Here is a 23,687-nt window from a genome sequence, read left to right on the forward strand (position 1 = left end):
GGGGAGAATTTTATGGAAAAGGTGAATTTTTTAGAGGTTAAAAGCTTTGGAGTGGTTCCAAGTAAAAATCAAGTTGAGTATCAAAGGGAAGAACTTACAGCATTTATTCATTTTGGAATAAATACATTTACAGGAATGGAGTGGGGAGATGGAGGTGAAAATCCAAATATTTTTAATCCTACTGAACTTGATACAAAGCAGTGGGTTAGTATATTAAGTGAAGCAGGATTTAAAAGGATTATATTAACATGTAAACATCATGATGGTTTTTGCCTTTGGAATAGTAAATATACAAAGCATAGTGTAGCTAATAGTCCTTGGAAAGATGGAAAGGGCGATGTTGTAAAGGAATTTTCAGATGCTTGTCATAATTATGGAGTAAAAATAGGCTTTTATTTATCACCCTGGGATCAACATTCAGAGTATTATGGAACAGGAGATAGGTATAATCAATATTATATTAATCAATTAGAAGAGCTTCTTACTAACTATGGAGAAGTATCAGAAATTTGGATGGATGGGGCTAAAGGTTCTAATGTAAAACAAGATTATAAATTTAATGAATGGTTTGAGTTTATAAAAAAAATTCAACCAAATTGTTTGATATTTAGTCCCATAGGTCCAGATATTAGATGGATAGGAAATGAAAAAGGGTATGCTGGAGAAATGTGCTTTAGCACTATAAGCATATCAAATATGAAAAAAGGTGAAGATGTTGAATACTTAAATAAAGGGGAAATAGGAGGGGAAGATTGGGTTGTAGGAGAATGTGATGTTTCTATAAGACCAGGTTGGTTTTATCATGAAAATCAAGACAATGAAGTTAAGTCCTTAGAGAAACTTTTAGATATTTACTATAAATCTGTTGGTAGAAATGGAGTTTTGTTACTTAATGTGCCTCCAAATAAAGAGGGAAAGTTTCATAAAAATGATGTTAGTAGAATAAAAGAGTTTGGAAAAGCAATAAGAGATACCTTTTCAGAAAATTTAAGTTTAAATACAAGTTTAAAAGTTTCAAGTAGTTTTTCAGAGGGAAAATATAATAAGAACAATATAGTTGATGGAAATTATGATACTTATTGGGTTGGAAATTCTTGTGAAAATGAAATCATAGAAATTGATTTTGAAAAAGAGGTTGAGTTTGATGTTATTATGATACAAGAATATATTCCTTTAGGTCAGAGAGTTTTAGAATTTGATGTAGAAGTTTTAAAAAATGGTCTTTGGGAATTAGTATTTAGTGGTAAAAGTATAGGGTATAAAAGGTGTTTAAAGGTTGGAAAGAATAAAAGTAAAAGAATAAGAGTTAATATTAAAAAGTCTTTGGAAGTTCCTATTATAAATAATATTGGAGTTTACAAGGAACCTTATTATATAAAAGAAAAGATAGATTTTAAAAATAGCAAAGATAAAAAAGTGTCATTTATAGAATTTGAAAAAGAGAGCTATATTATAAATAGGCATAAAAAGAAAGCAGTTTTTAAAGTTATAAGAAGTGGAAATACTAAAAATGAAGTTGAGATTAATTATGACACTTTACAAGGAACAGCCTTAAGTGGAATTGATTATCAAACTTGGTCAGGTACATTAAAATTTAATAAAGAAGAGGTAGAGAAAACTTTTGAAATAAATATTATAGAAAATAATAATAGTGAAGAAAGAGAATTTTATTTGAATTTAAGTGATTGTATAGGTGGAGAAGTAGGGAGAAAAGGAAAGGTTTCAGTTTTAATAAAATAATGCTTTTTTGAATAGATTTAAATTTTTTTATTTAACTTACTTTTTGTATTTGTATTGTTTGTAAAAATAGAGAAGATTTATGAATAATAATATTTCTTTGGGAAATAATACGAAAAGGAGGGATGATAATGGAAAATTTAAATGTTAATCAAAGAGAAAAAAAGACTAGACATTCAAGTAGACAATGTAGAAGAAAAGGACTTATTCCTGGAGTTTTATATGGAAAGGGAATAAATAATTTCTTATTTGAAATCGGAGAGTTAGAGCTTAACCATGCACTTTCTGTAAGTGGGGAGCATGGGCTTTTAGAGATAAATTCACCAGAAGGTTCTGTAAACACTTTAATTAAAGAAGTACAAAGAGATCCTGTAAGTAGAAAAGTAATCCATATAGATTTAGAAAAGGTAGAAGAAAATGAAGAGATAGTAACTAGTATTCCTGTAAACTTTGTTGGAGAAGGATTTATAAATAAAATTGGTGCTGTTCTTCAAAAGGATAGAGATAGCATAAAGGTTAAATGTTCACCTTCAAATATACCAAAGAGTGTAGAAATTAATGTTGGAGATGCAAAACCAGGAGATCAATTTAAGGTTTCTGATGTTGAGTTTGGAAGTGAAATTTCAATCGTTGATGATTTAAATTCAGTTTTAGCATCTGTAAGTTATGAACAAAAAATAGTTACCCAAGAGGATGTTAACGAAGAAGTAGAAGAAAATAAAGTTAAAAAAGAATAAGGAAAATTAGCTTAAGAAAGTTTAAATGTGAATTAAGAATGGATTTTTAATTAAAAATTTCCATTCTTAATTTTTTGTTTTGATATTGGATAATTATGTAGTATAATATGTGTGGAAATATAATACATATTTCTTAATTAAAAATACAAAAGGGGAGATAGTAAAGTGTATAAAAAAAGATATGAAGAATGGTTAAACTCTACTATTATTTCAGAAGAAATAAAATCAGAATTAAGAGAAATAAAAGATAAAAAAGATATAGAAGATAGATTTTACAAAGAATTAGATTTTGGTACAGGTGGATTAAGAGGGGTTATAGGTGCTGGAACTAATAGAATGAACATATATACAGTTGGAAAAGCTACTCAAGGATTTGCTGATTATTTAAATGATAATTATGCTGGGGAAAAATCAGTTGCAATAGCTTATGATTCAAGAAATATGTCTAAAGAATTTGCAAAGGCAGCTGCTTTAACTCTTTGTGCAAACGGTGTAAAAGTTAATCTTTTTGAATCTTTAAGACCAACTCCAATGCTTTCATTCGCTGTTAGAGAGTTAAATTGTCAAGGTGGTATTGTTATAACAGCATCACACAATCCAAAACAATATAATGGATATAAGGTATATGGTGATGATGGATGTCAGTTAACTGATATTCCAGCAAAGGCTGTTATTGGATACGTTAATAAAGTTACAGATTATGCAAACATAAAAACTATGACTGAAGAGAAAGCTTTAGAAGAAGGTCTTTTAGTTTATATAGGAAAAGATATAGATGATAAATATATGGAGTGTTTAAAAACTTTAACAATCAGAGAAGATTTAGTTAAAGAACATGCTAAAGATTTAAAAATAATATATACTCCAATCCATGGTACAGGAAATCTTCCAGTAAGAAGAATATTAAATGAATTAGGATATGAAAATGTTACTGTTGTTAAGGAGCAAGAATTACCAAATGGAAACTTCCCAACAGCTCCATATCCAAATCCAGAAGATCCAAGAGTATTTGCTTTAGCTTTAGATATGGCTAAAGAAATTCAACCTGATATAATTTTTGGAACAGACCCAGACTGCGATAGAATAGGTGTTGTTGTTAAGGATAATAAAGGTGAATATCAAGTATTAACTGGAAATCAAACAGGAATGTTATTAACTAACTATATTTTAAGTTCATTAAAAGAAATGAATAAATTACCTGAAAATGGTGCTGTTATAAAAACAATAGTTACTACTGAGTCAGTAAGAAAAATGGCTGATGAATATGGAGTAACATTAATAGACACATTAACAGGTTTCAAATATATTGGAGAAAAAATAAAAGAGTTTGAAAAATCAGGTTCAAATCAATACCTATTTGGATTTGAAGAAAGTTATGGATATTTAGCAGGAACATTTGCTAGAGATAAGGATGCTGTTGTAGCTTCAATGTTAATAGCTGAAATGACTTTATATTATAAATCTAAAGGAAAAACTCTTTATGATGGATTAATAGAACTTTATAATAAGTATGGATACTTTAAAGAGAGCTTAGTTTCAATAGAATTAGCTGGAAAAGAAGGACAAGAGAAAATTGCTAAATGTATAGATGCTTTAAGAAATGAAGCTTTAAAAGAAATTAATGGTGCTAAGGTTGTTACATCTTTTGACTATAAATTAAGCAAAGAATTAAACAATTTAACTTTAGAAGAAAAAGAAATAAAACTTCCAAAATCAAATGTTTTAAAATACATTTTAGAAGATGATTCATGGTTTGTTGTTAGACCTTCAGGAACTGAACCAAAAATGAAAATTTACTTATCAGTAAAAGGGTCAAGTTTAGAAGATTCAGCAGAAAAAACTGAAACATTCAAAAATTCTATAATGGAAGTAATAAACGAAAAATTAAAATAGTTATATTTAAAGAGTTGTATTTTAGATACAACTCTTTTTATTTTTTTATAAATTTTAGATGAGACAAGGGAGCAATAGGTATTAAAAATAAATTTCATACCAAAAATAAAATTAAGTGTTATAATATATAACTATGTGAGATGAAGAATTTTTTGTTTTATGGTAGAATATACTTCGATTTTAAATTTGGAAAATTGTTTTTATAAAGATCAAAAATTTAGGTTCTGTTTTAAGAGAGTGTTTATTTTAGAGGGAACTGAATTAAGTAGGTTTTAAAGGATAGCTAAAATCAACACTAGTTTAAAACAAATCCCAAATTTAAAATGGTATTTAAAATGAAATAAAAATTATTTTAGAGAATAATATATTTTATATAAGGAGAGTTTTAATATGAGTTTTAATACATTTGCAAAAGAAAAGTTATCACAATTGCTATTTTTAGAGATTGATGGAAATGGACTTGTAAAGAGTTTAGGTAAAAGTGTTAAGGATTTAAATCTTAAGGAATTATATGTTCCTGTTGACCCAAGACATTTATCAAATGATATAAAAAGTGGGTATAAATTAGAATCATTACCTATAAATTACTTAGTGGAGGGTATGTTCTTTGCTTTAGGTGGAGATAAGGATTTTAGATTTAATAAGGATTATAAAAATTTAATTGGGTTAATTGATGATGCAATTCCTTGTGTAAAAACAATAATTGCTGAAAAAGTTAAAGAAGAGAATATGGTTGAATCATTTATGCTTTTAAAAGGATTAAATGAAATTTCAGATGAAACAGAAGTTTATGAAAATTTATTGCTTATATGCGAATCATTAAGAGAGAGAAATAAATCTTATAATGATGTTCAACTTGAAATTTGTGATAAGTGCAAAGCTAATAGAAGCGATTTAGCCCTTCCATATCTTTATTCTGCAATAGCTTATAATGATATGGGGCAGTTTGATAAGGCTTATGTTGATATAAATGAGTACCTAAATAAGGGTGGAGAAAGAAATGATATAGTTGAGGTTTTATTTAATGAAATAAAAGATTCAGCTAACTATGAAGAAGGAAAAGAAGAGTTAATTGAAGAGCCAGAACAAGCTTTAGCAAGACTTCTTCCTTTAGCAGATAAGTTTGAGGATAATGCAATTTTAAGATACTATATAGCAACAGCATATAGAAGATTAGGAAACTTTGAAAAAGCTGTTTACTATTTAAACGAGTGCTTAGCTATAGATAGTAGTATAGTTGAAGCTGTAAATGAGATGGGTATAAACTATGCTTCACTTGGAGTATATGATGAGGCTGTTAAATATTTAAGAAAAGCATTTGAAAGTACAAGGGATATAGAGGTTTGTACCAATTTAATAGTTTGTTATTTAAATGCAGGTATGATTGATGAAGCAAAACAACATTTAGACATAGCAAAGGCCTTAAATAAAGATGATGAAATAGTAAAAGAGATTGAAACATTTATGAAAAGTAATAAACTAATATAATCTATATTTATTGAGTAGAAACTTTAAACTGCTTATTAAGATAGTCTTAAAGTTATATCTAAAATTAACATTTACTTAAAAAAGAGTGGAAATTAAAATTACTTTACATTAAAAATAATTTAATAGAAAATATGTATGTATAGCTTAGTAAATGGCAAGTATAAGAAATAAAACAATAGGTTTTATGGTGATAAAATGTACAGAGATTTACTAGGCTATATGCTTTTTATTGGAACAAAAGAAGAACTATTAAAAGAAATTTTAAGTAAGGATAGAGTTAATATAATATCAGGGAATCCTGAAGTTTTATATAATGGATTAATTGATGAAAAACTTAGAAAAAGTTTTTTAGAAGAAGATGCATTAATAATTCCAGATGGGGTTGGAAGTTTGCTTGCAAGTGGAGTAAGTATTAAAGAAAAAATTGCAGGAATAGAAGTTATGGATATGCTTTTAGAATATGCAGAAAAAAGTGGGTTAAAGGTTTATTTGCTTGGGGCTAAATATGAAAGTCTTTTTAAGTGCAAGAAAAATATTGAAAAAAAATTTAGAGGAATTAATATAGCTGGAATAAATGACGGTTTTTTTGATATTAAAAACTGTGAAAATATAATAAATAAAATTAATTATTCTAAGGCAGATATAATTTTTGTGGCAATGGGCTCTCCAAGACAGGAATTTTTTATTGAAACTTATAAAGATAAATTGTGCTGTAAAATTTTAATGGGAGTTGGAGGAAGCTTTGACGTTATATCAGGAAATATAAAAAGAGCTCCTAATTTTATGATTAATATGGGAATGGAGTGGCTTTATAGATTTTTCAAGGAACCATGGAGAATTAAAAAACTTTTGGTTATTTTTAAGTTTTTATATATTTCCTCAAGAGATAAGGTGAGAAAAATATGAAGATACTTTTTATTGCTTGTTATTCGCCTTTAATAAATAATTCTGCATCAATAGAGACTTTAATGTATTTGAATAATTTATGTAATAAAGATAATAATGAAGTACATCTTTTAACTGTTGATTTTCCTAAAAACTCTATTTATTATGATGAAGAAATCTTAGCTTTATTAGATAAAAAAGTTCGTATTCATAAAATTAGTGGAGGGAAAATATTTAATAAGATAATGCCAAAGAAACTTTCTAAAATCAGTGAGGAAGTTCCTTTTAAAGATAAAAAATATTATAAGAAGAAACTAGAAATTCTTAGAGCTTTTAAGAAGAAATTTATATTTCCAGATATGTATTATAAGTGGAGTTTTAAAGCTTCAAGATATGGGATAAATCTTACTAAGAGAGAAAAGTTTGATGTTATATTTTCTATGCATGAACCTCCATCAAGTCATCTTTGTGCATTTAGAATAAAGAAAGCTTTTAAAGAAATTCCTTGGGTTCTTTATTGGAGTGATCCTTGGACTAAGGATTTAAGTAGGGAGAAAACTGGAGCTTTAAGGAAGTGGGTAGAAAAAAGAAAGGAAAAAGAAGTTGTTTCTAATGGAGATAGACACATATTTGTTACAGAGGAAAACAGAGAGGATTTTATTAAGGAATACGGTATTTTAAAAGAAAAATGTTTTATAATAACTAGAGGGTATGATGGAAATTTATATAATGAAATAGAAAAGGAAAAAATCCCAGAGTTATTAAATAAGAAAAAAATAAATTTAGTTTATACAGGAGAAATTTTTTCTAAGCTTAGAGATTTAAATCCTTTTTTTGAAGCTTTAGAGAAGCTTCAAAGAGAAGAATACGAGTTTTTAAATAGATTTAACATACTTTTCTTTGGAAATATAGACAATAAAGAATTACAAGAAAAGTTAAATAGATTTTCAAGTGTTAGCTTTAATCCTAGAGTTGATTATAAAACTGCACTTAAATATATGATACATAGTGATGGACTTCTTATTTGGGGAAATAGGAAATCAAAACAAATACCAGCTAAAATATATGATTATTTTGGAACTAAGAACCCTATTATTTCAATACTAGGAGATGAGGAAGATCCTCTTAAATCAAAGGTTTGTGATTCAGAAAAATGTATTGTTGTAAATAATAATAAAGATGAAATTATTGATTCATTTAAAAAATTAGAAGTTTTAATTAGAGAAAATAAATGTTTCTATGAAGAAAAAGAGTATGAGTGGAAAAATATATGTAATAGGCTTAATAGTATTTTGAAGTTTTAATTATTCATTAACTTAAATTAAGTCTTTGTATAAAGATATATTGAGAAATAAAATAGAGAGATGATAAAAAGAGTTATATAGACATAAGTTATTTATTTCTTTAAAAGTTTATTTGATATAAATATTTTATTTTGGTAAAGTTTATAAATAAAATAAGCAATATGATATTAGGAGGGCTAGTATGAAAAATGAAAAGATAAAAGATTTTATAGAAGACTTAGGCTCAAATTCACCAGCACCAGGTGGTGGTGCTGCAGCTGGGCTAGTTGGAGCAGTGGGGTGTGCCTTAACCTCAATGGTTTATAGTTTGACTGTAGGTAAAAAAAGCTATGAAATATTAGATGAAGAACATAAGGAATTAATGAATAAAAATTTTGAGGAAGCAAAGAAAACTTATGATGAAATGATGGATTTCATGAATAGAGATGAAGAGGCTTTTACTTCATTGATGGATTCTTATAAGCTTCCTAAGGAAAATGAGGAAGAAAAGAAAGTAAGAAGTGAAAAAATAAAAGAATGTACTATAGGGGCTATGATGGTTCCTTTAGAATTAAGTAGAAAAGCAGTTAAGTTTTTTGAAAATATTAAGTTTGCAATTAAGTATGGAAATAAAAACTTACTTTCAGATGGAGTTATAAGTGCAATAATGATTAATTCTTGTATAGAAGCATCCTTAGTTAATGTTGAAGTGAATTTAGCTTTCTTAAAAGATGAAGAACTTGCCAAAAAAGTGAAAGAAGAAATTTCTAATATAAGAAGAGAGAGCAATAGATTAAAAGAGGATATCTTAAGAGAAAGCAACTTCTTACAAGAATAATAATTTTTGAAGTTCTTTTAAAGAATATATAATAATAAAAGAAAATAATGAAAACCACCTTTTATTAAGGTGGTTTTTATAAATTATACTTCGATTATCATACCATCATATGCGAATTTTATTCCATCATAACTATTTTCAAGTTCTAAGTAATCATTAAAGGATTTACCCCAATCTTCTTCCAAATGAGTAATGATAACATTTTTAATTGTGTATTTTTCTTTTAGTTCTTCTATTTCAGCCATTGTAAACAGTTCGTTTCTAAGTGGATTATTATTTTCTAATATGAAACCATCTTTTAATTTTTCACCAACAATTGTATTTCCTATTATTAGATAATCAGCGTTTTTAAATATTTCATTTTCAGGAAAAGGTTTCACGTCACAAGGAGCATATAAGACCTTTTTCTTATTATTTTCAAATACAAAAACAGTAGCTTTACTAGCTTGTACAAGACTTACTTTAATATTATTTATTATTATATGACTATTTACAACTTTTCTTTTGATTAAATTTCTAACATTTTCGTAGTAATCTAAAAAAGAACCATATTCAAAACCTATGGAATTTATGCTATTCATAACCTGTTCTATAGCAAATACATTTATTGGTTTAGAACATTCATTTCCTTTAGATATTTCAAGCCAATTTAATCTAAGTTGTTCAAAAACTCTCATTCCAAGAGTATGGTCTGGATCAACATGGCTAAATAATACATTATCTATTTTTTCTACATTTGAATAATTAAGAGCTTCTACTATGTTTTCTGGTGTATCCACAAGTAGGTTTGCATCTTCTAAATATAGGCTACATCCAAACCTTGCAAAAGGATGTCCTTTGATTCTAGCTTCCTTACAAATTTTACACATACATAAAGGTTTAGGTAGAGAAACACACCCACCACTACCAATAATATTAAATCTCATAATCTTCTCCCCTTTTATTGATAATTCGTTTGATATAATTGTATTCTGAAATATTTATGTATAACTCCTTGTTTTATTTGCTGTGTGAGAACTCAATTATAACAAGGAGTTTGCATAAATGTTTTTTTATTTTATTCAGTTGCAAAATTATTCAAGTATTTTTACAATATTATATATAATTATATAATATTTAAGTTGTTTTCATAAGGTTTATATTTAGAGAATATGGTGTTTTAAAGTTTTTAAATTATTTAAGAGTTTAAGGCATAAAAAATTAAATTAATAAATATATAAATCAACTTTTATATAATATAGATTAATTATTAGATGAAATTGGAGTTATATCGTTTAAAGATTTAAACTCATATCCATCTTTTTTTAATTCTTTTATAAGTTCATCTAAAATAGCTGTATTTGTGTCTGAAACAGCATGAAGAAGTGCTATTTCTCCATTATGGAGTTTATCCATAATCTTTTTCTTTGCAACTTCCTTTGCAGGCTGCTCATCAATTAACCAATCTCTGTATGCAAAACTCCAAAATACTGTGGTATATCCAAGTTCTTCAGTTGAAATTATTGATTGTTCACTATACTTACCCATAGGAGGTCTAAAAAATTTAGGCATTTCTTTGCCAGTTATTTTTGTATATTCTTCTTCAACCTCTGTAAATTCTTTTTTAAACTTTTCTTTATCAAGTATTTTTGCCATAGAAGGGTGGTGAGAACTATGATTGCAAACTAAATGACCTTCTTCATCCATTCTTTTAATAAGGTCTGGATAATCTTTAACATATGGCTTAGTTACAAAAAAAGCAGCAGGAACATTATTATCTTTTAAAATATCAAGTATTTTAGCTGTATTTCCATTTTCATATCCTTCATCAAAGGTTAAAAATATTTCTTTTTTTGAAGTATCTCCACAGTAAAGAACTTTATGTTTATGTATATAAGAAGTTTCTTTTGGAGCATGTGGAATTCCTTCGTCCTTATTGTATGAATAATACCATCCATATTCTTTATTGCATGGATTATTAGTTTCTTTTCCTAATACTTTTGTTGTAAGTGGAAAAGATAAAAATATCATTAAAGAAAAAGTTAATGATAGTAATTTTTTTATCATAAAATATCACCTCAAAATTAGTATGTGTTAAGAAATATGATTAATTTGTATTTTTATATGGATAATTAGGAAAGATAATACAGTTGTTGAAATATATATTAAGCTAGAGTATAATCATTAAGTATGAATTTAAATAATAGAGAAAGGGAAGGTGTACATAATGAAATTAGGAATGGTTGGATTACCAAACGTAGGTAAAAGTACATTATTCAATGCCATAACAAAGGCAGGTGCTGAATCAGCAAACTATCCTTTCTGTACAATAGAACCAAATGTTGGTGTTGTAAGTGTACCAGATAAGAGATTAGATGTTTTAGAAAAAATATATAATACAAAAAGGAAAGTATATACTGCAATAGAATTTTATGATATAGCAGGATTAGTTAAAGGAGCTAGTAAGGGAGAAGGATTAGGAAATAAATTCTTATCACATATAAGAGAAGTTGCTGCCATAGTTCACGTTGTAAGATGCTTCGATAATGAAAATGTTGTTCACGTAGAAGGTTCAGTAGATCCAATAAGAGATATAGAAACTATAAACCTAGAGCTTATCTTCGCAGATTTAGATGTTCTTGAAAGAAGAATGGAAAAAACTATGAAGTTAGTAAGATCTGGTGATAAAACTGCTAAGTTTGAATATGAAGTAATGGAAAAATTAAAAGCACACTTAGAAGATAATAAACCAGCTAGAACATTAGAAACTACTGAAGATGAAGAAGCTTTCATTAAGACTTTATTCTTAATAACTTCAAAACCAGTTTTATATGCTTGTAACATATCAGAAGATGATATGATGGAAGGAAACCTAGACAACGAATATGTTCAAAAGGTTAGAGCATATGCTGAGGCTGAAAATTCAGGAATAATGGTTGTTTGTGCAAAACTTGAAGAAGAATTATCAGGATTAGATGATGAAGAAAAAGCTGAAATGTTAGCTGAGTATGGATTAGATGAGGCTGGTCTAGATAAACTTATAGAAGCAAGTTACAAATTATTAGGTTTAATGAGTTATTTAACTGCCGGTGTACAGGAAGTTAGAGCTTGGACTATAAAACAAGGAACAAAAGCACCACAAGCTGCTGGTAAAATCCACTCAGATATAGAAAGAGGATTTATAAGAGCTGAGGTTGTTTCATACGATGATTTAGTAGAGTGTGGATCAGAAGCTGTTGCTAAAGAAAAAGGTGTTTACAGATTAGAAGGTAAAGAGTACGTAATGAAAGATGGAGACATAGTTAACTTCAGATTTAACGTGTAATTAAGTTATAACTGTATTGAATACTTAATATTATTTATAAGTTTTATAATATTAAGTAATTTAATACAGTTTTTTGTTTTTAGAAAATGTTAGATAAAAGTTTTTATCATCAAATTATAACAGTATATTTAGACAAAAAAAACTATTTGAAGCGTTACTTCAAATAGCTTTTTGTATGTATGGCGGGAGTATGTGGGAATCGAACCCACCCATGATGGTATTAGCACCATAACTAGGTGTTGAAGACCTGTAGAGACACCAGCCCCTATCTACTCCCGTATTATTTTTAAATTTTACACTAAAAATGAGAAAATGTCAAATTTTTTGGAAAAGTACATTGTTAATTACTAAATATATTAAATTTTTTTAAAAAGGAAATTTAAATTTTCTATAGAATAATGTATAATAATATATTATAGAATGAGAAAATGGTTGTACTAGACCAAATTTTTAGTGTAACTTATTGAAAGTATGTAAGTTTACATATTTTTGTCCAATAATTAATAATTTTTCGAAAGAATATTTATTGTTGAAATTTAAAAAGATAAGTTTAGTTATATTACTGATATATAATATGATGAGATTAAACAAATGATGATAATTAATTGAAAAAATAAGGAGTATTTATATGGAATTTAAACATGTTTCGGTTTTGCTTGATGAATGCATAGATGCCTTAGCAATTAAAGAAGATGGTATATATGTGGATTGTACCTTAGGTGGTGCAGGTCATTCAAGTGAGATAGTTAAGAAGCTTTCAGAAGATGGAAGATTAATAGGATTTGATCAAGATAAAGATGCTTTAAAGGCAGCAGGAGAAAGATTAAAAGAGTACAATAACGTAACATATGTACATAGTAATTTCTATGCCATATATGACGTTTTTACAGATTTAGGAATAGATGGTGTAGATGGTATTCTTATGGATTTAGGAGTTTCTTCTTATCAGTTAGATAATGGAGAAAGAGGATTTAGTTATATGCAAGATGCTCCTTTAGATATGAGAATGAATAGAGAAAATAGTTTCTCAGCATATGAAGTTGTAAACACATATTCAGAAGATGAGTTATTTAGAATAATAAAAGAGTACGGTGAAGAAAAATTTGCTAAAAGAATTGCAAGTTTTATAGTTAGAAACAGAGAAGAAAAAAATATTGAAACTACATTGGAGTTGGTTGAAATAATAAAGGCGGCTATTCCAGCAAAAGCAAGAAGAGAAGGACCACATCCTGCTAAGAGAACATTTCAGGCTATAAGAATAGAAGTTAACAAAGAACTTGAAATTATAAAAAGAACAATATTAGATGGTGTTAAGAAACTTAATAAAGGTGGAAGAATGGCAATAATAACTTTCCACTCTTTAGAAGATAGAATTGTAAAAAATACATTTAAAGAATTAGCAAATCCATGCACATGTCCTAGCGAATTTCCAGTGTGTGTATGTAACAAGAAAGCAGAAGTTAAGCTTATAACTAGAAAACCAATAGAAGCTAGTAAAGAAGAATTAGAATTTAATCCAAGAAGTAGAAGTGCTAAATTAAGAATAATAGAGAAATTATAATAAGGTTTTAATAAAGGCTATAATTTGTATAACAGTAAGTAGAGTTTTTAGAGTAAGGGGAATATAAATAAAATTTTGGAGAGGGATTGGAAATGATAGTAAAAGAGTTTGATTACAATGGAAGTTCTGCACTTAAACCACAAAGAAAAAAGCAAACTACGCCAAGTAGAAAAAACTATGATAGAAAAATAAAAAAAATCGAACAACAAAGAAAAAGAAAACAAAGAGAAAAGAATCTAAAGAAAAACGTAATACAAGTGGTGCTTTTAATATTAGTAGTGGGGGGAATAACTATAACTAGAGATATTAAGGTATATAAAACTCAGCAACAATTAGATTCTATAAATAAGCAAATAAATACTGTTATAACAGAAAATGAAGCTTTAAAGGTTGAAATTTTAAAAGCTGGTTCTTTAGATAAAATAGAAGAAACTGCTAAGAATAAATTGAAAATGATATTGCCAACTAAGGACGATATGATTAAGTTAGGGGGAAACTAGCTAGCTACTAGTAACAAGATATAAATTAGGATGCACTTTTATGTTTATTTTAAAGGTGCATCCATAATTTTTATTCAACTTAATATGGAGGGCTGATGGTGAAGAAAAATAAGAAGAACAAAAGATTTAACTTTAACCTTAAATTTGATTCAGGTGATTATAAACTAACTAAAAATTTAAAAGATAAAAGAATATTTCTAACTATGATTGTTGTTTGGTCATTATTAATAATTCTTGTTTTAAGATTATCATATATAATGATTTTTAAGCATAAAGAATATGGTTCAATGGCTGAAGAACAATGGAAAAATGAAGTTAAAATAAGTGCAAAAAGAGGAGATATCTTAGATAGGAATGGAGCACAGTTAGCTGTAAGTGCTAATGTTTATAGAGTAGACTTAGATCTTAAGACAATAAGAGAAACTTATATTAAGAAAGATTTTACAGAGGATGATAAAAAAGAAAAATTAAATGAATTAGCAGAAAAATTAGCATATGCTTTAAATATGCAAAAAGAAGATGTTTATGATAAATTAAATCTAAAACTTCCATCAGGAACGCCAGCTAATTCAGCTACACTAACTAGAAAGATAGAGAAAGCTCAGGCTGATAAGGTTAAAGCTTTAAAAATAAGAGGAGTAATAGTTTCTCAAGATACTAAGAGATATTATCCAGATAATAATTTTTTAGCTCAGGTTTTAGGAAGAGTTGATTCAGATGGAAAGGGACAAGCGGGAGTAGAACTTGAATATAATTCTCAACTTTCAGGATTACCAGGTATGAGGATAGCAGAAATTGCAGGTAAAAATAGTGGGGCAATTCCATATTCAAGTTCTGAATTTGCAAATCCTGTTGAAGGAAAAGATGTAACTTTGACAATTGATGAAACTATTCAATATTTTGCAGAAAAAGTTGCAGAAAAAGGTATAAAGGAATATAAAGCAAAAGGAATTAGTATAGTTGTTATGAATCCTCAAAATGGAGAGATTCTTGCCATGGCAGATAAACCAGATTATAATCCTAATAACCCTTATGAGGGATATGAAAAATTTCCCGGAAAGACAAAGGTTGAAAAGTTAGAAAATATGTGGAAAAATCATTCGGTTGCAGATACTTTTGAACCTGGATCTATATTTAAAATGGTTACAGCCTCAGCAGCTGTTCAAGAGGGGATTGCTGGTAAAGATGAAACATATTTTTGTCCTGGTGGAAAACATGTGGCAGATAGATATATAAAATGTTGGAAACCTGGAGGTCATGGAATAGAGAACTTCGACCAAATATTAGAAAATTCTTGCAATGTTGGATTCATGGATATTGGTGGAAAGCTTGGAAAAGAGAAATTAAATGAGTATATAAACAAATTTGGTTTTGGAGAAAAAACAGGAGTTGATTTACCTGGAGAAACTAAAGGTATAATACTTCCAAATGATAAAATAGGACCGGTTGAACTTGCTACTATATCTTTTGGACAAACGGATAGTGCAAGTTCTATGCAAATGATGGCTGCTATGAATACTATAGCTAATGGTGGAACATGGATACAACCACATGTTATGAAAAATATAAGTCATGAAACTAGTGATGGAACAAGAGTTATAGATGAAACTTTTGAGCCTAAAAAAGTTTATGATGTAATAAGTCAAAAAACAGCGAAAAGAGTATCAGAAGCCTTAGAAAGAACTGTACATTATGGTTCTCCAAAGAGAGCTTATATAAAAGGATACGGAATAGCCGGTAAAACAGGAACTGCAGAAAAGGTTAAAGCAACAGGAGGATATGGTGGTGGATATGTGGCATCATTTGCAGGATTTGCACCATATGATAATCCACAAATTTCTATGCTTATAGTTGTTGATAATCCTCAAGGTTCATATTTTGGAGGATTGGTGGCTGCACCATTAGCTCATGATTTATTTAGTGATATATTTAATTATATTGAATTAGATAATTCAAATATAGATAAAGATAAACAATCAGAAGTTGTTATTCCGGAAGTTAGAGGAATGAGCCTTGATAAAGCAAAAGAGGTTTTAGAGCAAAATAACATAAAATATTCTATAGATGGTGATGGAAGTTCAGTAGTAGGCATGAATCCAAATCCAGGATATTCAATAAAAAGTGGTAGTGAAATTAAACTTTACACTAAATCTACTTCAAACTATAATAAAGATGTTATAGTACCAGATTTTAATGGATTATCAATGGAAGAATCTAAGGAACTTCTTAAAAAGATTGGATTGAAAGGAAGTTTCTCAGGAGAAGGAAATGTTGTAAAGCAAAGTATTTCTCAAGGGGATGTTGTTAAAAGTGGTGCTACAATATATTTTAATTTAGCTAAGAAATAAAAAGATTTAAATCACTAGCATGTGAGTAAATTCACATGCTAGTATTTTGTGAATTTAACGCTTGTTTAGTGCATAGTATTTAAGGAGTGAAAAAAATGATTCTTAAAAGTTTATTAGAAGGATTAGATTATGAACTTATAAAGGGTAATAAAGAGTTAGAAATAAAAAATATAAGATATGACAATAGAAAAGTAGATAAAGGTGATATCTTTGTTTGTGTAAAAGGATTTAAGGTTGATGGACATTCTTTTATAGGAGATGCCATAAAAAGAGGTGCTAGTGTAATAATAGTACAAGATCATGTTAATTGTTTAGAAGATGTAACAATAATAAAAGTTCAAGATACAAGAAAAGCGTTAGCTTTAATGTCTTCAAATTATTTTGGAAATCCTAAAGATAAGCTTAAGATAATAGGTATAACAGGTACTAATGGAAAAACTACTTCTGCATTTATGATTAAGTCAATTTTAGAAAAAGCAGGTCATAAAACAGGATTAATAGGTACTATAGCAAACTATATAGGAAATAAAAAGGTTGATGCAGTAAGAACTACACCAGAATCATATGAACTTCATGAATTATTTAAGAATATGGTTGATGAGGGAGTTGAATTTTGTGTTATGGAAGTTTCATCTCACTCATTAGATTTAGATAGAGTTTATGGAGTTAGATTCGAGGAAGGTATATTTACTAATTTAACTAGAGATCATCTAGATTTTCATAAAACTTTTGAAAATTATTATAATGCTAAGTTTAAGCTTTTTGAAAGAAGTAATCACAGCATAATAAACTTAGATGATGAATATGGTGTTAATATAGTTAAAGATATTGAGAAAAGAAAGGTAGACACTAAAACTTTTACTTTCTCAGTTGAAAAAGAATCAGATTTTAAAGCTTTTGAGATTAAAAGTCACTCAAATGGTTCAGAATTTAAGGTGAGTTTAAAGAATATTGAAGAATTTTCTATAAATATTCCAGGAGAATACAATATATATAATTCATTAGGATGCATAATATGTGCATATAACTTAGGAATTCCAGTTAAAAAAATTAAAGAAGGACTAAGTGATATATTAATACCTGGTAGATGTGAGCTTGTGGCTAAAGAAAAGAATTTACCTTACAGCATAATAATAGATTATGCACATACACCTGACGGCTTAGAAAATATTTTAAGTACAGTTAAAGCCTTTACTAAAAATAGAATGATTTCTGTTTTTGGATGTGGAGGGGATAGAGATAAGGTTAAGCGTCCTCAAATGGGTGAAATAGGATGTAAGTTATCAGATGTTGCAATTATAACTTCTGATAATCCAAGAAGTGAGGAACCTATGGATATAATAAATGACATAATAAAATCACTTAACTATGATAACTTTCAGGTTGAGGTTAATAGAAAAGATGCTATAAGAAAGGCTATTGAAATGGCTGAAGAAGGAGATGTCATTGTTATAGCAGGAAAAGGTCATGAAACATATCAAATACTAAAAGATGAAACAATACACTTTGATGAAAGAGAAGTAGTATATGATATTTTAGAAAATAAGTAGAGGTGTTAAGAGATGCTAGAATTAAATTTACAAGAAATTGTAAAAGCTACTACAGGAACTTTACTAAAAGAGTCTGATGTAAAAGAGATAAAAGGAGTATCAACTGATACAAGAAAAATAGATGAGGGAACTTTGTTTATTGCATTAAAAGGAGAAAATTTCAATGGAAATGATTATGTTTTAGATGCTTTCAATAAAGGAGCTAAAATTGCAATAGTTAGTGAAGTTAAATGTGATTTAGAAAAATTAAGAGAAGATGTTTCTTTAATAAAAGTTTCTGACACAGGAAGAGCCTTAATGGATTTAGCTAAGTTTTATAGAAAAAAGCTTGGATTAAAGGTTGTTGGAATAACTGGATCTGCAGGAAAAACTTCAACTAAGGATTTAGTTGCTGCTGTTTTAAGTGATAAATATAAAGTTTTTAAAACTAAAGGAAATTTCAATAATGAAATAGGGTTACCTCTTATGATTTTGGAGTTAGATAGCACATATGATGTTGCAATCTTAGAAATGGGTATGAGAGGTCTTGGACAAATTAAGGAACTTGCAGAAATTGCATCACCTGATTTAGGTATTATAACTAATATAGGAATTTCTCATATAGAAATATTAAAGACTAGAGAAAATATATTAAAAGCAAAAATGGAAATTGCTACTTTCTTTGATAAAAACAATACTCTTGTAGTTTGTGGAAATGATGATTTTCTGGGTGCATTACCAAAGGCTGAATATAAAATAGTAAAAACTGGGGTTTGTGAAGACTTTGAAATAGGTGCTAAAGATATAGAGCTACAAGAACTTTCATCTACTTTTAAAATATATGATGGAGAAAATGAAATTGAGTTTTCTTTAGATATGCCAGGAAAACATAATATAAGTAATCTTATGTTAGGAGTTGCCGTTGCAAAAGAATTAGGAGTTTCTTATGAAGAGATGAAAAAAGGATTAAACAATATAGATGCAACATCAATGAGATTAGAGCTTATAAAAAAAGAAGGATTTTCAATCTTAAATGATTGCTATAATTCAAGTCCAGTAGCTGTTATGTCTGCTATTGATGTTATGAAAAACTTAGATGGAAAAAGAAGAATAGCTGTTTTAGGGACAATGAGAGAACTAGGACATAAGTCTGAAGAAGCTCATGAGGAAGTTGGTAAATGTGCAAAGGAAAATGGAATAGATAAAGTTCTTTGCTTTGGAGATTTTTCAGAGTATATTAAAAAGGGATATGGAGAAGGATGTACTGTATATAAAAATAAGGAATCCTTAATTAATGACTTATTAAATATGATTGAAGAAGGGGACATCATATTAGTAAAAGCTTCAAGAAGTTTAAAGTTCGAAGAAATAACTAAGGCATTATTAGAGAAGTAATTGAAACTAAGGAGGTGAAGCTACTTAGTTTTATAGGTAGCAAAATTTTATGGAATTTTTAAAGACGGCAATAGACCCTAAAATAATAATGGCAATAGTAATAAGTTTTATAATAGCATCAATATTAGGTCCTATTATAATTCCTATGTTACATAAGCTTAAATTTGGACAAAATATTAGAGAAGATGGACCAAAAAGTCACTTAAAAAAATCAGGAACACCAACAATAGGTGGATTAATATTTATTTTTGCAACTATTATAACAATGTTTATTATGGTTAAAAATCCAACAGATGAGGCTATGATAGCTTTATATGCCTTTGTAGGGTTTGGATTTGTAGGATTTTTAGATGATTTACTAAAGATAATAAAAAAGAAAAATGAGGGTTTAACATCAGGTCAAAAGATGATTCTACTTTTAATAGTAGCAGGATTTTTAACTTGGTATGCTTATAAATATATAGGAACAAGTATAAATATACCATTTGCAGATTTTCAATTTGATTTAGGAATATTTTATATACCATTTGTATTATTCTATTTTGCAGGGGTAACAAATGCAGTTAACTTAACAGATGGATTAGATGGTTTAGCAACATCAATTACAGTATTAGTAATGACATTCTTAGCAATACTTAGTTATAATTTAGGACATATGAGTTTAGCAATATTCTGTGTTGCTTTAGCAGGGGGATTACTTGCATTCTTAAGATTTAATGCATTCCCAGCCAGAGTGTTCATGGGAGATACAGGTTCTCTTGCATTGGGAGGAGCTGTAGCAATGGTGGCTTTAATATTAAAAATGCCATTAATACTAGTGTTTATAGGAATAATTTATTTAACAGAGACAGTTTCTGTTATATTACAGGTTGCTTCATTTAAGCTTACAGGAAAAAGAATTTTTAAAATGGCACCTATACACCATCATTTTGAACAATTAGGATGGAGTGAAACTAAAATAGTTTCAATATTTTCTATAATAACAGTAGTATTTTGTTTCATTGCCTTTGCTTCACTTTAGAAAATCCTAAGCAGGAGGTTTTAAAATGCAGAGTAAAAAGACTACTACTAAAAAGAGAAAAATTAAACAATTAGACTATGGTCTTTTATATACAATAGTTATATTACTGGCTATTGGAGTAGTTATGGTTTATAGTGCAAGTTCATATTTTGCCATGGTTAACTATGGTGATAGTATGGAATTTTTAAAAAAACAAGCTTTATTTGCTGTTTTGGGATTCATATCTATGATGTTAATATCAAGGTGTGATTATCATAAATTAAAGAAATTAACAGGAATATTAATAGTATTCACACCTATATTATTAGTTGCAGTTAAGCTATTCCCAGCAGTAAAAGGAGCTCAGAGATGGATAAGACTTGGACCATTGTCTTTCCAACCATCAGAGCTTGCAAAATATGCAGTGGTTATAATATTAGCTCATATGATTACAAATAAAGGTGAAAAGATTAAGGACTTTTGGAAAGGAATAGTTCCTTGTTTTATGATTGGAGGAATATTTGCAGGGCTTATACTAGCTCAGAAAAACCTTAGTATAGCCTCTGTAACTATATTTGTTACTTTTATAATGGTTTTTGTTGCAGGAGCCAGAAAAAAATATATGTTTGGAGTAATAACTCCGCTTATGCTATTAGCAGGTTCAGGATTTGCATTTTTTGAACCATATAGAAGGGCAAGACTTATGAATTTTATAAATCCTTGGCAAGATCCAGCTGGAAATGGATATCAGCTTATACAATCTTTTTATGCCTTAGGTGCTGGTGGAATCACTGGACTTGGTATAGGTCAATCAAGACAAAAGACTTTGTATATGCCAGAACCACATAATGACTTTATATTCTCAATAATAGGTGAAGAGCTAGGTTTAATAGGTTGTACTGTTATAATAATATTATTTATTATATTTGTTTATAGAGGAATTAAGATAGCAATGAAGGCTAAGGATGAATATGGAACATTATTAGCAGTTGGTATAACTTCAATAATAGGAATACAAGCTATAATAAATATTGCAGTTGTAACTGGATCAATGCCAGTTACTGGGGTTCCTCTTCCATTTATAAGTTATGGGGGAACAGCTTTGGTATTTAACCTTATGGCTATGGGAATACTTCTAAATATATCAAGGCAAGGAAATAAAAAAGATGATTAAAGGCGTTTAATACGCCTTTATTTTTTTCTCTATTAAAATAATATTAAATACTTTGAAGTGTTAATAAATTTAAGTAGGTTTAGTAAGATTTTCTTAAAAAAATAATGAAAAAACTTTAGTAAAATGATATTATGGATATTGAAATGTAAAATAAAGTGTTGGGGAGTAATATGGAAAAAAATATAAGTGAATACATATCAAAAAAGAAAAAAAAGAAGACAAGAAAAAAGGTTATTTTACTTAGTATAATACTTGTTGTAGTATTAGGTTTGATTCTAATAAAAACACCTTATTTTAACATAAAAAAGGTTGTTGTAAATAACAATAATATTATAACTAAAGATAAGATAATAGAAGAAAATTCAATACTAGATCAGAATATATTTTTATTTAATACATCTGCTTTAAAGAGAAAAATATTAAGTAATCCATATATTAAAAATGTAAAAATATCAAGGAAACTTCCAAATGAATTAGATATTAATGTTTTAGAAAGAGATGCAACTTTTGTTGTTAAGGATGGAACTGATTTTTATGTTTTAAATGAAAATTTAGTTATTATGGAAAAGAAAAAAACAGTTGAGGGTTTAAATTTACCACTTTTAAATGGTCTTAAGATTGAAAATAGATTTTTAGGAGAAGCTATGAGTAAGGATAGCGAAAGAGGTAAAGTTTTAAAGCAAATAGGTGAAGCTTTAAATAAAAATAAGATAAAGGTTAATTCAGTTGATATTACTGATATTAATAATATTGTTATAAACAAAGGAGATGTTAAAATACTTCTTGGTGATGATGAAAATTTAGATAAAAAATTAGTTGAGATGGTTAATATATTAAAAAATCCTGTAGGAAATTTTGAAAAAGGATATATAAACATAAGTTTTAATGGTAATCCTGTAATATATAATGAAAGTCAGGATAAGAAATAAGGAGGAGTGCTTTTTGAAAAAGTTGTCTTCACAAATTATTATAGGGATAGTTTGTGCTATGTTAGGCTTTTTATTAACTTATCAATTTAAGATTATAAATAATAAAGAGAAAAACATAATAGAAAGTTATAATCAAAATGACATAATGGCTGAGATAGATGGACTTAAAAAAGAAAAAGAAGAACTTCAAAAAAATAATGATTCTTTAAATAAAAGACTTAAAGAGATGGAGGATGCTGCAGCATCTAAGGGGGATGTAAACACTCAGATTAAAACCCAATTAGATAAGAGTAGAATGATACTTGGAACAGAGGAAGTAAAAGGACCTGGCATAATTTTGTCAATAACGCCAAAATCACCTTTGCTTACTTCAAAGGATCCACAATATATAACTGAAAATGAAATAATTCATATGTTAAATTTATTGAGATTTTCAGGGGCTGAGGCTATATCAGTTAATGATATAAGAATAACTCCTCAAACAGGAATAAAAAATGCTAGTAATTTTATATGGATAGGAAATAATGAAAGAATTTCTCCAAGAGAAAATTTAACAATAAAGGTTATTGGAAATCAAGATAATTTAATAAAAGGGATTGATTTCCCAGGAGAAATGGATTATGGAGTATTAGGTGGAAATTATGATTATAAATATGAAAAGAAAGATAATGTTATAATACCTAAGACTACTCAAAACTTATCATCAGAATATCTGAAAAAGGTTGATTAGGGAAGGTGATTAAATGATAGTATTTATTGGATTATTGGTTGGTATAATTGTTGGAGTTATATTCCCAGGAACAATACCAGATAAATTTTCACCATATTTATCTATAGCGATAGTTGCTTGTTTAGATTCTGTTTTTGGTGCTATAAAAGCTAGTTTAAAGAATGAATTTCAAGCTGATGTTTTTATATCAGGATTTTTTGGGAATGCGGCTTTAGCAGCCTTATTAGCTTATCTTGGTGATAAATTAGGAATACCACTATATTTTGCTGCTGTTATTGTTTTTGGTAGTAGGATATTTAATAACTTTGCTGCAATAAGAAGGATTTTACTAGAAAAGAGCAAAGAGAAATAAAGAG

20 protein-coding genes and 1 tRNA gene are annotated in these 23,687 nt (G+C 28.1%); 18 read left to right on the forward strand and 3 right to left on the reverse strand.

Annotated features, from left to right (window positions below; translation table 11 throughout):
- The first annotated feature begins 12 nt into the window (after positions 1 to 12).
- From Q1K13_RS06710 to Q1K13_RS06740, 7 genes are all read left to right on the forward strand, one after another.
- Complete coding sequence (locus tag Q1K13_RS06710; RefSeq protein WP_300348708.1) at positions 13 to 1,740, forward strand: alpha-L-fucosidase; 1,728 nt, start codon at positions 13 to 15, stop codon at positions 1,738 to 1,740.
- A 128-nt stretch (positions 1,741 to 1,868) separates the two neighbouring features.
- The gene (locus tag Q1K13_RS06715) at positions 1,869 to 2,474 is read left to right on the forward strand and encodes a 50S ribosomal protein L25 (protein ID WP_300348709.1); all 606 of its coding nucleotides are present in this window, start codon (positions 1,869 to 1,871) and stop codon (positions 2,472 to 2,474) included.
- Positions 2,475 to 2,639: 165 nt separating this feature from the next.
- Complete coding sequence (locus Q1K13_RS06720) at positions 2,640 to 4,367, forward strand: phospho-sugar mutase (protein ID WP_300348710.1); 1,728 nt, start codon at positions 2,640 to 2,642, stop codon at positions 4,365 to 4,367.
- Positions 4,368 to 4,757: 390 nt separating this feature from the next.
- On the forward strand, positions 4,758 to 5,855 hold the full coding sequence (locus Q1K13_RS06725; protein WP_300348711.1) for a tetratricopeptide repeat protein: 1,098 nt from the start codon (positions 4,758 to 4,760) through the stop codon (positions 5,853 to 5,855).
- A gap of 195 nt (positions 5,856 to 6,050) precedes the next feature.
- Positions 6,051 to 6,761 carry a WecB/TagA/CpsF family glycosyltransferase gene (locus Q1K13_RS06730; protein WP_300348713.1) on the forward strand — a complete coding sequence of 237 codons (711 nt, stop codon included), beginning with the start codon at positions 6,051 to 6,053 and terminating at the stop codon, positions 6,759 to 6,761.
- Positions 6,758 to 8,044, forward strand: coding sequence for a glycosyltransferase (locus tag Q1K13_RS06735; protein WP_300348715.1), 1,287 nt, complete (start codon positions 6,758 to 6,760; stop codon positions 8,042 to 8,044). The genes Q1K13_RS06730 and Q1K13_RS06735 overlap by 4 nt, the downstream gene beginning before the upstream one ends.
- 181 nt (positions 8,045 to 8,225) lie before the next feature.
- Complete coding sequence (locus tag Q1K13_RS06740) at positions 8,226 to 8,861, forward strand: cyclodeaminase/cyclohydrolase family protein (protein WP_300348716.1); 636 nt, start codon at positions 8,226 to 8,228, stop codon at positions 8,859 to 8,861.
- An 83-nt stretch (positions 8,862 to 8,944) separates the two neighbouring features.
- Here Q1K13_RS06740 and Q1K13_RS06745 read toward each other — a convergent pair whose 3' ends face one another.
- Together Q1K13_RS06745 and pdaA are read right to left on the reverse strand one after the other, a co-directional pair.
- Positions 8,945 to 9,787 (reverse strand): MBL fold metallo-hydrolase, encoded by an 843-nt coding sequence (locus tag Q1K13_RS06745; RefSeq protein ID WP_300348717.1) that lies wholly within the window; start codon positions 9,785 to 9,787, stop codon positions 8,945 to 8,947.
- Between the two features lie 316 nt (positions 9,788 to 10,103).
- Positions 10,104 to 10,907: a delta-lactam-biosynthetic de-N-acetylase gene (gene pdaA, locus Q1K13_RS06750; protein WP_300348718.1), complete on the reverse strand. Its 804-nt coding sequence runs from the start codon at positions 10,905 to 10,907 to the stop codon at positions 10,104 to 10,106.
- A 160-nt stretch (positions 10,908 to 11,067) separates the two neighbouring features.
- On the opposite strand from pdaA, the gene ychF reads away from it, so the two are divergent.
- A complete protein-coding gene (gene ychF, locus Q1K13_RS06755; RefSeq protein ID WP_300348720.1) occupies positions 11,068 to 12,165 on the forward strand; it encodes a redox-regulated ATPase YchF in 1,098 nt (365 codons plus the stop codon).
- 180 nt (positions 12,166 to 12,345) lie between these two features.
- Here ychF and Q1K13_RS06760 read toward each other — a convergent pair.
- Positions 12,346 to 12,442, reverse strand: a tRNA-Sec gene (locus tag Q1K13_RS06760).
- Between the two features lie 351 nt (positions 12,443 to 12,793).
- On the opposite strand from Q1K13_RS06760, the gene rsmH reads away from it, so the two are divergent.
- The 10 genes from rsmH (at position 12,794) to Q1K13_RS06810 (ending at position 23,683) form a co-directional block, all read left to right on the forward strand.
- Entirely contained in the window at positions 12,794 to 13,726 is a 933-nt protein-coding gene (rsmH, locus tag Q1K13_RS06765; RefSeq protein ID WP_300348721.1) for a 16S rRNA (cytosine(1402)-N(4))-methyltransferase RsmH, read from the forward strand.
- 92 nt (positions 13,727 to 13,818) lie between these two features.
- Positions 13,819 to 14,226 (forward strand): septum formation initiator family protein, encoded by a 408-nt coding sequence (locus tag Q1K13_RS06770; RefSeq protein ID WP_300348723.1) that lies wholly within the window; start codon positions 13,819 to 13,821, stop codon positions 14,224 to 14,226.
- Positions 14,227 to 14,324: 98 nt separating this feature from the next.
- The gene (locus Q1K13_RS06775; RefSeq protein WP_300348726.1) at positions 14,325 to 16,574 is read left to right on the forward strand and encodes a stage V sporulation protein D; all 2,250 of its coding nucleotides are present in this window, start codon (positions 14,325 to 14,327) and stop codon (positions 16,572 to 16,574) included.
- A gap of 95 nt (positions 16,575 to 16,669) precedes the next feature.
- The gene (locus tag Q1K13_RS06780) at positions 16,670 to 18,124 is read left to right on the forward strand and encodes a UDP-N-acetylmuramoyl-L-alanyl-D-glutamate--2,6-diaminopimelate ligase (protein WP_300348729.1); all 1,455 of its coding nucleotides are present in this window, start codon (positions 16,670 to 16,672) and stop codon (positions 18,122 to 18,124) included.
- 12 nt (positions 18,125 to 18,136) lie between these two features.
- Entirely contained in the window at positions 18,137 to 19,498 is a 1,362-nt protein-coding gene (locus Q1K13_RS06785) for a UDP-N-acetylmuramoyl-tripeptide--D-alanyl-D-alanine ligase (protein WP_300348732.1), read from the forward strand.
- Positions 19,499 to 19,547: 49 nt separating this feature from the next.
- Positions 19,548 to 20,519, forward strand: coding sequence for a phospho-N-acetylmuramoyl-pentapeptide-transferase (mraY, locus tag Q1K13_RS06790; RefSeq protein ID WP_300348734.1), 972 nt, complete (start codon positions 19,548 to 19,550; stop codon positions 20,517 to 20,519).
- 25 nt (positions 20,520 to 20,544) lie between these two features.
- On the forward strand, positions 20,545 to 21,672 hold the full coding sequence (gene spoVE / locus Q1K13_RS06795; RefSeq protein WP_300348736.1) for a stage V sporulation protein E: 1,128 nt from the start codon (positions 20,545 to 20,547) through the stop codon (positions 21,670 to 21,672).
- Between the two features lie 170 nt (positions 21,673 to 21,842).
- On the forward strand, positions 21,843 to 22,601 hold the full coding sequence (locus Q1K13_RS06800) for a cell division protein FtsQ/DivIB (protein ID WP_300348738.1): 759 nt from the start codon (positions 21,843 to 21,845) through the stop codon (positions 22,599 to 22,601).
- 13 nt (positions 22,602 to 22,614) lie between these two features.
- Positions 22,615 to 23,331 (forward strand): DUF881 domain-containing protein, encoded by a 717-nt coding sequence (locus Q1K13_RS06805; RefSeq protein ID WP_300348740.1) that lies wholly within the window; start codon positions 22,615 to 22,617, stop codon positions 23,329 to 23,331.
- 13 nt (positions 23,332 to 23,344) lie between these two features.
- Positions 23,345 to 23,683 carry a small basic family protein gene (locus Q1K13_RS06810; protein ID WP_300348743.1) on the forward strand — a complete coding sequence of 113 codons (339 nt, stop codon included), beginning with the start codon at positions 23,345 to 23,347 and terminating at the stop codon, positions 23,681 to 23,683.
- The last annotated feature ends 4 nt before the right edge of the window (positions 23,684 to 23,687 follow it).

This window comes from Clostridium sp., from assembly GCF_029267215.1.
In the GTDB taxonomy this organism is placed as follows: domain Bacteria; phylum Bacillota; class Clostridia; order Clostridiales; family Clostridiaceae; genus Sarcina.